Origin of the sequence: Kosakonia sp. LAM2021 (genome assembly GCF_016620385.1) — a bacterium.
GTDB classification, from domain to species: Bacteria; Pseudomonadota; Gammaproteobacteria; order Enterobacterales; family Enterobacteriaceae; genus Kosakonia; species Kosakonia sacchari.
The window spans coordinates 324,425-335,353 of record NZ_JAENHT010000003.1 but is presented as its reverse complement, the minus strand read 5'-3'; the positions used below and the strand labels follow the sequence as shown (position 1 = coordinate 335,353).

At 54.9% G+C, this 10,929-nt stretch carries 9 protein-coding genes; 7 read left to right on the top strand and 2 right to left on the bottom strand.

The window, feature by feature from the left end; all coding sequences use genetic code 11:
- The first annotated feature begins 46 nt into the window (after positions 1-46).
- From JKP81_RS10405 to ybiJ, 3 genes are all read left to right on the top strand, one after another.
- Positions 47-661: a flavin reductase family protein gene (locus JKP81_RS10405; RefSeq protein WP_200551660.1), complete on the top strand. Its 615-nt coding sequence runs from the start codon at positions 47-49 to the stop codon at positions 659-661.
- Between the two features lie 99 nt (positions 662-760).
- Positions 761-1,027 (top strand): DksA/TraR family C4-type zinc finger protein, encoded by a 267-nt coding sequence (locus tag JKP81_RS10400; protein ID WP_086871712.1) that lies wholly within the window; start codon positions 761-763, stop codon positions 1,025-1,027.
- 285 nt (positions 1,028-1,312) lie between these two features.
- Entirely contained in the window at positions 1,313-1,573 is a 261-nt protein-coding gene (gene ybiJ, locus JKP81_RS10395; RefSeq protein WP_200551659.1) for a DUF1471 family protein YbiJ, read from the top strand.
- A gap of 114 nt (positions 1,574-1,687) precedes the next feature.
- On the opposite strand, the gene ybiB is transcribed toward ybiJ, so the two are convergent.
- Both ybiB and dinG read right to left on the bottom strand, forming a co-directional pair.
- Positions 1,688-2,650 carry a DNA-binding protein YbiB gene (ybiB, locus tag JKP81_RS10390; protein ID WP_200551658.1) on the bottom strand — a complete coding sequence of 321 codons (963 nt, stop codon included), beginning with the start codon at positions 2,648-2,650 and terminating at the stop codon, positions 1,688-1,690.
- Positions 2,651-2,675: 25 nt separating this feature from the next.
- The gene (dinG, locus tag JKP81_RS10385; protein ID WP_200551657.1) at positions 2,676-4,829 is read right to left on the bottom strand and encodes an ATP-dependent DNA helicase DinG; all 2,154 of its coding nucleotides are present in this window, start codon (positions 4,827-4,829) and stop codon (positions 2,676-2,678) included.
- 331 nt (positions 4,830-5,160) lie between these two features.
- On the opposite strand from dinG, the gene licT reads away from it, so the two are divergent.
- From licT to JKP81_RS10365, 4 genes are all read left to right on the top strand, one after another.
- Positions 5,161-6,000 carry a BglG family transcription antiterminator LicT gene (gene licT / locus JKP81_RS10380; protein ID WP_200551656.1) on the top strand — a complete coding sequence of 280 codons (840 nt, stop codon included), beginning with the start codon at positions 5,161-5,163 and terminating at the stop codon, positions 5,998-6,000.
- Between the two features lie 151 nt (positions 6,001-6,151).
- Positions 6,152-7,990 (top strand): beta-glucoside-specific PTS transporter subunit IIABC, encoded by a 1,839-nt coding sequence (locus tag JKP81_RS10375; RefSeq protein WP_200551655.1) that lies wholly within the window; start codon positions 6,152-6,154, stop codon positions 7,988-7,990.
- Positions 7,991-8,001: 11 nt separating this feature from the next.
- Positions 8,002-9,474: a glycoside hydrolase family 1 protein gene (locus JKP81_RS10370; protein WP_200551654.1), complete on the top strand. Its 1,473-nt coding sequence runs from the start codon at positions 8,002-8,004 to the stop codon at positions 9,472-9,474.
- Between the two features lie 9 nt (positions 9,475-9,483).
- On the top strand, positions 9,484-10,875 hold the full coding sequence (locus JKP81_RS10365) for a glycoside hydrolase family 1 protein (RefSeq protein ID WP_200551653.1): 1,392 nt from the start codon (positions 9,484-9,486) through the stop codon (positions 10,873-10,875).
- Positions 10,876-10,929: the final 54 nt, after the last annotated feature.

The following is a 10,929-nucleotide window of genomic DNA, read 5'->3' as shown; positions in this document are numbered from 1 at the left end:
AAATAAGTGAGGCTGAAGAATCTGTTTTTAACGACCGGAAAGCGCTATGTATTTTTATGAACCTGCAAAAGGTCATGGTCTACCCCATGATCCACTAAATGCCATTATTGGCCCGCGCCCCATCGGCTGGATCGCCTCGCTGGATGGCCAGGGTCGACAGAATCTCGCCCCGTATAGTTTTTTTAACTGCTTCAATTATCGCCCGCCGATTATCGGCTTTGCCAGCAGCGGCTGGAAAGACAGTGTGCGCAATATTAGCGAAACCAAAGAGTTTGTCTGGAATCTGACAACGCGTGCGCTGGCGGTACCGATGAATGAAACGTCCGCCTCTTTACCGCACGGCGAAGATGAGTTTGCCCGTGCGAGTCTGACGCCCACGGCCAGTCGAATCATCAGGACGCCACGCGTGGCGGAAAGCCCGGTCAACTTCGAATGCCGTCTTTCTCAGTGTATTCAACTGACCGCCGCAGACGGGACGCCGGTCGATAGCTGGCTGGTGCTCGGTGAAGTGGTTGCCGTGCATATCGATGAAACGCTACTGGAAAACGGTATCTACCAGACAGCAAAGGCGCAGCCGGTGTTACGCGCAGGCGGCCCTTCAGCCTATTACGGCATTAGCGAAGCGCAGCGTTTCGATTTGACGCGCCCGGACAACCGTTAGCCCTCTTCGCCGGGCAATAATTTTACCGTTCGCCCGGCCCGACATCAGCGCCGCCGGGCGGTTTGCTATAATTATGCTTTTGGCTCAGGAGAACACATTATGGCTTCAGGTTGGGCAAATGATGGCGCAGTGCAGCAGCAAATCGACAGCACCATTGATGATGCCGTAGCGCGAGCGCGCAGCGGTTTACCTTCCGGCGAAAGTTTAAAGGCTTGCGAAGAGTGCGGAGAACCGATCCCGGAAGCCCGGCGTAAAGCGATTCCCGGCGTACGCTTATGCATTACCTGCCAGCAGGAGAAAGATTCACATAACTCTACATTTGCAGGATATAATCGCAGAGGTTCGAAAGACAGCCAGCTACGTTGACCTTTCCTGACGCCTGTAACCAGCGCAAGCGGTTGCCTTTACATCCACAAAACCCCGCCCTGAACGTAGCAAAATGTGCCGCAAAAATGGGTGCCAGCCCGAGCGGCGGCAAATTGCGTTATTTTCATCCTTAAATATATTTAAATTCAATAAATTAGCCTTTATTCAATTTTTTAGAACAAGGCCGTCAATTCTCTTCGATTTTATCTCCCGCCAAAAACCGTGATACTCATCACATCGACGGAACATTGTCCCCCATACAGAATAACCTGCGAGAAATTAACTATGAAAACCATCAAATATGCTGTTGCTGCTATCGCGCTGTCTACCCTCTCTTTCGGTGCTTTCGCGGCACAATCAGTTACCGCTGCCCAGGCAGATAATCTGAATAAAATTGGTGTTGTATCCGCTGAAGGCGCGACCACGCTGGACGGACTGGAAGCCAAACTGGCAGAGAAAGCACAAGCCGCTGGAGCAACGGGCTACAGCATCACGTCCGCGACAGGCAATAACAAACTGAGCGGCACCGCGGTTATCTACAAATAACCGAAACACGCGTTTTACCCCCGGCAAATTAACCCCCTGCCTGAGTGCTCCACCCTCATTAACCCTGTTGTTACCCTGTTTTGCCCGTCCAGAAATGTGACGGGCTTTTTTTCGTCAGAAACTTTGCGCAACCCGCGCCAGCCCCTCTTCCAGTGTCGCCACTTCACCCGTCGCCACCAGACAGCAGGCGAGCTGAATTTTGAGCGACGCCGGCACCGCTTCACTTCCCGCGAGGCAGCGTTCTGTCCAGCGCGCAGTACTTTCCGCGTCTTTCGCTGCTCCGTCACTTACCGCTGGTGCAGCATCGTCACGCGCATAGAGCACGCGCTCACCCTGCGCATCAATCAGGTTAATTTGCGGGCACCGTTGCGGGTTGGCATAAACTTCACCCTCAGTGCCATGCATCAGCAAGCCGCGTCCGCCAATATCGGCAAAGAATTTCCCCACCCGCGTGATGTACTCCGGGTGCGAAACGCTGGACAAACGCAGCGCGGCGTCTTTTTCAAACGGCGTTGCCAGCTTCGCCAGCGTATGCGCGCTGTTGCGCACGCCCATCCGCCAGCGCATCGCCAGCTGTTTTTCCAGTGGTGGGCAGAGTGCGCTCACAGGAATATAGACCGGGTGATGTCCCTCCAGCTTCGCCTGCGCCTGGCCGGCGTGTAGCGTGGCGTCAATCCCCAGCAGTTTGAAAATGCTCTCCGTCACCACGCGCGTCGGATCTTCCGTGACGCCGTGCACCACAACCGGAAAACCGAGTTTGTTGAGCAATATGGCCAACAGTGGCGTCAGGTTCGCCTGCTTGCGCGCGCCGTTATAGCTGGGGATCACAATCGGCATCGGCTTCGCGACCGGCGGCGTCAGTTTCAGGGTGTGCTGCTGCATCGCTTCGTAAAAACCGAGCATTTCCGCTTCCCCTTCCCCTTTGATACGCAGGGCAATCAAAATGCCGCCCATCTCCAGATCCGGCACTTCCCCCTTCAGCATCTGCGAGTACAGGCCACGAGCGGTATCGAAATCCAGATCGCGGGCGTGGTTTTTCCCACGACCAATTTCTTTAATAATTTTGCGGTAATCCATAGCGACTCCTTGCGGGCTCACATCGTTAACGGCGTTTGCGACGCTTCTGTTCTGCTTTTTTCACAGGTTTCTTCACTATAACGTCCGGCATTGCCGGTTGTGAAATAGGAAACACAGGTAGCGCGTCGAGCAGCCGTTTACCGTAGTTTTTGGTCAGCAGCCGTTTATCGTAAATAACCACTTCGCCACGGCAACTGTGGCTACGAATAAGCCGCCCCACTTGCTGAATAAGGTTAAACGACGCGCTGGGCAGGCTCTGCACTTCAAAAGGATAGCGATTCAGGCTTTTCAGCCACTCACCTTCGGTGATCACCACCGGGCTGTCGATAGGCGGAAAGGCAATTTTATGGATGTGAACCTGCGTCAGGTAATCACCTTTGAGATCCAACCCTTCGGCGAATGACTGCAACCCCACCAGCACGCTGCGCTCGCCGTTATCAATACGTTTGCGGTGCAGCTCCACCAGCCGATAGCGCGGCTGATCGCCCTGCACCAGCAGCAATAAACGCAAGTCCGCGACATAGGTTAAAAACAGCTGCATCGCGCGCTGGCTGGCGAACAGCACCAGCATCCCGGGATGCGCTTTACTCTCAACCTGTTCGCGAAACCAGGTAGCCATTTCCGCAATGTGCTGCTCTTCGTTTTCCATCAGCGGCTCGTAGCGCATCTGCGGAATAACAATTTTTCCCTGCTCAACATGGTTGAACGGCGAATCAAGCGTGACAAAGCGATCCCCGGCTTTCTCTTTTAAACCGCTCATCTCTTGCAGACGATTAAAACTATTCAGCGAACGTAGCGTCGCCGAGGTCACCACGATGTGCGGAACGCTGCGCCAGAGCAGCTTTTCCAGCTGATCGCTCACGCGGATCCCCACACAGTGGAACAGCAGATGCAGCTGCCCGTCACGCGCCTCACGAGTGGCCCATTTGGTTACCGGCGCACCGGACGCCTGCGCCATTGAGGCCAGCCGCCAGAGTTTGCTCTGGCTTTCGAACATGCCCAGCGCGCGGTTCATCTGCAAAATAACCCGGTGCAAACGCACAATGTCGTGGCTGCCCGTCTTCTCGCTTAAATCATTGAGGAACAGTTCTGCCAGCCCGCGCAACATCTCCGTCAATTTTGCCAGCCGCTGGCAAATCTCCATCACTTCATTGGGCAGCTCACCCATCGCGAAGCGATATTCCGCTTCCTGACCCGCCGGAAGATAAAGGTTGAGAATGTTGTTAAGCGACGCGATAAGCGCGTAAAGCTCCTCGCAATGCGCGTTGAGCCGCTCCGGTGTCCCCAGCGGCGGCAGCGTTTTCGGGCGAAACTGCTCAAGGCAGGTCGCCACCAGTTTGGTGAACAGATCGAGCTGAAGCTGATACCAGGGTGCGGTGATTTCCGCCGTCATCTCCAGCGCATCGCGCGCCACGTCCGGCAAATGGTGGCCTTCATCGAGCACCAGCAGCAGGTTTTTTGGCTCCGGCAGCACCGCCTCGCTCTCCATTGCCGCCATCACCAGCGCATGGTTGGCGACCACCACTTCCGCTTCCTGGATTTCGCGGCGCGCGACAAAAAAGGGACATTCGCGGTAGTAGTGGCAATTACGGTTCAGACAACTGGCTTTATCGGTGCTGAGCCGTCGCCACAAATCATCGTTAATCGCCTTGTCAGTGTGATCGCGCAGGCCGTCCCACTTATAGCTGTCGAGATCCGCTTTCAGCGCCGCGCAACGTTTCTGTTCTTCCTGGTTACCCGGCGTCAGTTCATCGTCCAGGAACGCCAGCAGATCCTGCTGGTTCGGCTCGCTGCTTGCCAGCGCCGCCAGGTTGCGCGGACAGACATAGCGCCCACGGCCAAACGCGGCGGTAAAGCGTAAGTCCGGGATGATTTTGCGCAGCAGCGGCAGATCTTTACTGAAAATCTGATCCTGCAACGCCACGTTCGCGGTGCTGACCACCAGTGTTTTTTGCTCTTCACGCGCGATGGCGATACCCGGAATCAAATAAGAGAGCGTTTTCCCCACGCCGGTTGGCGCTTCGATCGCCAGATGACGCCCTTCATCCCCCGCCAGCGTTTTCGCCACGTCAGCAATCATCTGCCGCTGCGGCGCGCGGGGAATAAAGTCCGGGATCTGTTGTTGCAACGCCTTATACCAGGCGGCAATCTGCGCTTTTAGCGCGGCGGTAAGGGCCATGAGAAAACCTGAAATACTGTATAAACAGCCACTATTGTTGCATTTTTAGCGCCCGTAGGGTAACCCTTTTTGCCATGCCGGAAGCGCGCCCGCATATCCTGTGCGTCATCATTCTGATACAGGATATTTTTCACAACGCCGATCACAAATTGGCAGATCCATTCACTATTGCCGTTCAGGCCGCGTTGATCATTTATTCAGGCAATGCTAGTTTTTACCTGCATTACGCTTGTTACCGAATATCGGGCAAAACCTAAATGCAGAGAATGAGGGCGACATCCGCTCGCTGCTGTATTTACGTTTTGCCCGTTTTTGTTTGCAGGAGTTGGCGATGCTGGTCAAACAAATATTAAATAATAACGTTGTCAGCGCCATTGATGAGCATGGCCTTGAGGTTATTCTGACCGGGCGCGGCTTAGGGTTTAATACCCAAAGCGGTGCGCGCGTCGATGCGCAAGCCATCGAAAAAATATTCCATTTGCAGGACTCACAAGTCTCCGCACGTTTTAAAGATCTGGTCAGCGAAGTGCCGGTGGAAATAGTGCAACTCACCGCCGATATTGTCGCGCTGGCGCGATCTACGCTTGCACATAAATTAAGTGAAGGCCTGTATGTGACGCTGGCCGATCACTTGTACTTTGCGCTACAACGCACGGAAAAAAATGAAGTTTTACCCAATCCGTTAGAGTGGGAAGTGCGCCATTTCTATACCGAAGAGTACGCCATTGGCCGCCAGGCTCTCGGTATGATTGTCGCGCGTACCGGCACACTATTACCCGACAGTGAAGCCTGTAGTATTGCGCTGCATATTGTGAATGCCGGGCTGAATGATACGATGGGTAAAACCACAAAAATTACACGGCTTATTTATCAGCTACAGAATATCGTTAAATACTTTTTCACCCTGCCGCTCGACGAGCACAGCCTGAATTACCAGCGTTTCATTACTCATTTAAAGTTTTTCGCCCAACGGGTGATTGATGGTGTGGTGTTAAATAATGACGACGAAGAATTATTCGCTATGGTGCAGCGTCGTTATCAAACCACCCTGAAATGCGTTGACGCGATTAACGAATTTGTTGGCAAAAATTATCACCACACGATGAGCAATTCGGAAAAACTCTACCTGACCGTGCACATCGAAAATGTGGTGCAGCGGACAGAGTCGTAAGGTAACAAGGTCGCGCCTGCGACCCGAAGTATAAATTCTTTCCAGGCTTGTTACTGTTAAATCAGGCAAACCCCAGAAGAACAAAGCGCCGGTGGGTAACCGGTAATTGTTATGGCACCTGCCACGCAGGTGTCAGTCTGGAGGAATGACCATGAACTATCAGGATACCGCGCAGCAGATAATCAACAAGATCGGCGGCAAGGGCAATATTCTGTCACTGTTTCACTGCATCACCCGTTTGCGTTTCTTGCTGAAAGATAACGATAAAGCCGATCGTGCCGCGCTGGAGGCGCTGGATGGCGTGATTGGCGTAAACATTTCTGGCGATCAGTATCAACTCATCATCGGTAATGACGTGGCACCGCTGTGCGATGCCTTGCTGGCGAAATTACCGGGGGTTTCCGCCACCAGCGCAGCGCAATCCGGAAAACGCCGCAACCCGGTGTCGCTGGTGCTCGAAGGGTTATCCAGTATCTTTTCGCCGATCATTCCGGCGATTGCCGGAGCCGGGATCCTGAAAGGCGTGCTGGCACTGATGGTGGCGATGCACTGGCTGGAAACCAGTAATCAGACGTACCAAATCCTGCTCGCCATCAGCGATGGCGTGTTCTACTTCATGCCGCTGGCGCTGGCCTTCAGCGCGGCGAGTAAATTTGGCGCGAATCCTTACGTGGCCGTTGCGCTGGCTGCCGCCCTCTTCCACCCGGCGATTCAGACACTGTTTAAATCTGGCGCGCCGGTCCATTTTATGAGCCTGCCGGTGCCAACGGTGAACTACGCCTCCACGGTGATCCCGATCCTGCTCGCCGTCTGGCTGCTTAGCCGGGTGGAAAAGCTAATAGATCGCATCATGCCCGGCGTGCTGAAAACCATGTTCGTGCCGTTGTTAAGCCTGGTTATCGTCACGCCCATCACCTTGATCGCCATCGGCCCGCTGGGGATTTTCGCCGGGAACGCGCTCTCCAGCGGCATTATCTGGCTGGTGGAAAACGCCGGGATCGTGGCAGGTGTGGTGGTTGGCGGCACGCTGTCGATGATCATCATCACCGGCATGCACTACGTGCTGGTGCCCATCATGATCAACAACATCAGCACCATGGGCTTTGACCCGTTCAAAATTCTTTTCTATGTCGCCAACCTCGGCCAGGCGGGCGCGGCATTTGGTGTGTTCCTGCGCGCCCGCGATAAGAAGCTGAAATCACTGGCGTTGAGCACCAGTTTCAGCGCCGTGATGGGCATTACCGAACCGGCGATGTACGGCATCAACATTCGCTACAAACGCCCGTTTGCCGCCGCGCTTATTGGTGGTGCCTGCGGCGGCGGATTCGCGATGGCGATGGGCGTCAAAACTTATGCCTTCGCGCTAAGCGGTTTGCCCGGCCTGCCGGCGCTGGTTGGCCCGACGTTTGTGTGGGCGCTGGTCAGCATCGCTATCTCTTTTGTCTGTGCGGCTATTGTCACCGTGGTGCTTGGTTTTGAAGAGAACGTGGTGGCAGGTGTCAGCCCGATGCCGGTTGCGCGCAGCGAAGAGAAACTCTTCGCGCCGGTCAGCGGCGAACTGAAACCGCTTAATACCCTGAGCGATCCAGTATTTGCCGATGAAATTTTCGGCAAAGGGATCGCCATTTATCCCACCAGCGGCGAGCTGCGTTCGCCGGTCAACGGCACGGTGGAATCCCTGTTTGAAACGCATCACGCGCTGGCGCTGCAAAGCGATACCGGGGCGGAGATCCTGATTCATATCGGCATCGACACGGTGAAACTCGGCGGCAAACACTTCACCAGCCATATAACTGCCGGGCAAAACGTGGAGGTCGGTGATTTGCTGGTGAGCTTCGATCTGGCCGCATTGCAGGCCGCAGGCATCGATCCCAGCGTGATTGTGGTGGTCACTAACAGCGAACAATACGGCGATATCAGCCCGGTGAAAGTGAATGGCGATGTCGCCAGCCGGGACGCATTTCTCACACTGACCGCAAGCGCGGCATAAGGAGCAGAGGCATGGCATTTTCAAAAGCATTTCCGGAAGGGTTTTTATGGGGTGGCGCAACCGCCGCCAACCAACTGGAAGGCGCGTGGAATGTAGGCGGCAAAGGGCTTTCCGTCTCGGATGTTTACACCTTCGATAGCAGCACGCCGCGTGAGCGCTGGCTCGATCAGTGGCTGGGCATGACCCACGCGCAGATACGGGAAGCGCAGGATCCGCACAGCCAAAAATATTATCCGAAGCGCAAAGGCAACGACTTTTACCACCGTTTTAAAGAAGATATCGCGCTGTTTGCCGGCATGGGTTTCAAATGCTTCCGCATGTCGATCGCCTGGACGCGCATCTTCCCGCGCGGCGATGAAACCACGCCCAACGAAGCGGGGCTGAAATTTTACGATGAGGTGTTCGACACGCTGCTGGCGCACGGTATCGAGCCGATTGTGTCGCTCTCACACTATGAAATGCCGCTGGCGCTGGTAACTGATTACGGCGGCTGGCCGAACCGCCAGCTGGTGGATTTCTATGTGCGTTTCGCCACCACGGTATTCACCCGCTATCGCAAGAAAGTGAAATACTGGATGACCTTTAACGAGATCAACTGCGTGAAGCATCACCCGTATGTCAGCGTGGGCGTGATCGAAGAGGACAACCCGCATCTGGAGCAGGATAAATACCAGGGCGCGCATCATCAGTTTGTCGCCAGTGCCCTTGCGACCAAAGTCTGCCATAACATTATTCCCGGCTCGCAGGTCGGCTGCATGATCAGCTACCAGATGCTCTACCCGCACACCTGTCACCCGGATGATTTGCAGGCGTGCGAAGAGATGCAGCGCGTGTCGCTGTTCTTTAGCGATGTGCAGGCGCACGGTTATTACCCCGCCTACACCGACCGCATGCTGGCTGAAAAAGGCGTAACGCTGCAAAAAGTGGTCGGCGATGATGAGATCCTGCGCCAGCACCCGGTCGATTTCGTCTCCTTTAGTTACTACATGTCGAGCACCGTCAGCGCACACCCGGAAAAACTGGAAGGCGCGGAAGGCAACATGATAACTGGCGGTATCCGCAACCCGCATCTGCCCACCAGCCAGTGGGGCTGGCAAATCGATCCGAAAGGGCTGCGCCTGGCGCTCAATCAGCTCTATGACCGTTACCAGAAGCCGCTGTTTATTGCCGAAAACGGCCTGGGCGCGGTGGACACCGTCAACCCGGATGGTTCTATTGATGACGATTACCGCATCGATTACCTGTGCCAGCACGTTGAGCAGATGAAAGAGGCCATCGCCGATGGCGTGGATCTGTTCGGCTACACCTGGTGGGGGCCAATCGATGTGGTCAGCGCGGGCACGGCGCAAATCTCCAAACGCTACGGCTTTATCTATGTCGATCAGGACGATATGGGCAACGGCACGCAGGCGCGTTCGCTGAAGAAAAGCTACCACTGGTATAAAAAACTGATCGCCTCGAACGGCGAAGACTTAGCCGATTAAGGAGTAGATATGTCTGTTTTTTCCAAAGATTTCTTATGGGGCGGCGCAATTGCCGCCAACCAGGCAGAGGGTGCGTGGAATGAAGATGGCAAAGGACCGTCCATCGCCGATGTGGTACGCGGCGGTATCGCCTCCGGCAAACACGATGCGGTGATTGACCCCAACCTTTACTATGCCAGCCACGACGCGGTGGACTTTTATCACCGCTACAAAGAGGACGTGGCGCTGTTCGCCGAAATGGGTTTTAAATGTTTTCGTACCTCGATTGCCTGGTCGCGCATTTTCCCGCGCGGCGATGAAACCACGCCCAACGAAGCCGGTTTAGCGTTTTATGATTCGCTGTTCGATGAGCTGCGAAAATATGGCATTGAGCCGGTTATAACCCTCTCACACTACGAAACGCCGCTGGCGCTGTATCAGGAGTATGGCGGCTGGAAAAACCGCCAGTTGATTGACTTTTTTAGCCGCTACTGCGAAACGGTATTTCGCCGCTACAAAGGCAAGGTCAAATACTGGATGACCTTCAACGAGCTGAACAACATGAACCGTATGCCGTTCGCCACCGGCGCAGTGGATGCCGATGCCGGTGCGCAGGCGATCTGGCAGGCCAATCATCACCAGTTTGTCGCTAACGCGCTGGTCAACAAGTTATGCCACGAGATTATCCCTGAGGCGAAAATCGGCTGCATGTTGTCGCTGAGCACCGTCTACCCGGCAACCAGCAACCCGCAAGACATCTTCTCGACCATGCAGTTGCGCCGCCGTTCGCTGTTCTTCTCGGATGTGATGATGTTCGGGCAATACCCGGCGTATGCGCCGCGTCTGTTCCGAGAACTGGGCGTAAAACTGGAGATAGCCGATGGCGACCTGCAACTGCTGGCAGATTACCCTTCTGATTATCTTGGCTTTAGCTACTATCGCAGCGTGTTACACCAGGCAGGCGGCCAGTTCCGCATTGATACCGGCGGCACGGCCGGGCTGGACAACCCGTATCTGGAGAAAACCGAATGGGGCTGGCCGATTGACCCGCAAGGTTTTCGCATTGTCTGTAATGAACTGGCGGATCGCTACCGTAAGCCACTGTTCGTTGTTGAAAACGGTTATGGCGGCGTGGATGAACCGGACGCCAGCGGGCAAATTAACGATGACGCCCGCATTGATTATGGCCGTCGCCATATCGAAGCCATGGCGCAAGCGATTGAAGATGGCTGCGACATTATGGGCTACACGTGGTGGGGGCCAATTGACATTGTTAGCGCCGGGACGGGTGAGATGAAAAAACGCTACGGCTTTATCTATGTCGATAAAGACAACGACGGTCACGGTACGCTCACGCGCAGTAAGAAGAAGAGTTTTGGCTGGTATCAACAGGTTATCGCCAGCAATGGCGAAGTGCTGTAAGGTTAAAACCGGGAAGCGCTACGGCGCTTCTCTTATTTTGGCCTGTTGACGATA

Bases quoted from the DNA above. Each gene is read 5' to 3' on its own strand.
- ybiB (WP_200551658.1), bottom strand. From the start codon at position 2,650: ATGGATTACCGCAAAATTATTAAAGAAATTGGTCGTGGGAAAAACCAC.
- JKP81_RS10405 (WP_200551660.1), top strand. From the start codon at position 47: ATGTATTTTTATGAACCTGCAAAAGGTCATGGTCTACCCCATGATCCA.
- ybiJ (WP_200551659.1), top strand. From the start codon at position 1,313: ATGAAAACCATCAAATATGCTGTTGCTGCTATCGCGCTGTCTACCCTC.
- licT (WP_200551656.1), top strand. From the start codon at position 5,161: ATGCTGGTCAAACAAATATTAAATAATAACGTTGTCAGCGCCATTGAT.
- JKP81_RS10370 (WP_200551654.1), top strand. From the start codon at position 8,002: ATGGCATTTTCAAAAGCATTTCCGGAAGGGTTTTTATGGGGTGGCGCA.
- JKP81_RS10365 (WP_200551653.1), top strand. From the start codon at position 9,484: ATGTCTGTTTTTTCCAAAGATTTCTTATGGGGCGGCGCAATTGCCGCC.
- JKP81_RS10400 (WP_086871712.1), top strand. From the start codon at position 761: ATGGCTTCAGGTTGGGCAAATGATGGCGCAGTGCAGCAGCAAATCGAC.
- JKP81_RS10375 (WP_200551655.1), top strand. From the start codon at position 6,152: ATGAACTATCAGGATACCGCGCAGCAGATAATCAACAAGATCGGCGGC.
- dinG (WP_200551657.1), bottom strand. From the start codon at position 4,829: ATGGCCCTTACCGCCGCGCTAAAAGCGCAGATTGCCGCCTGGTATAAG.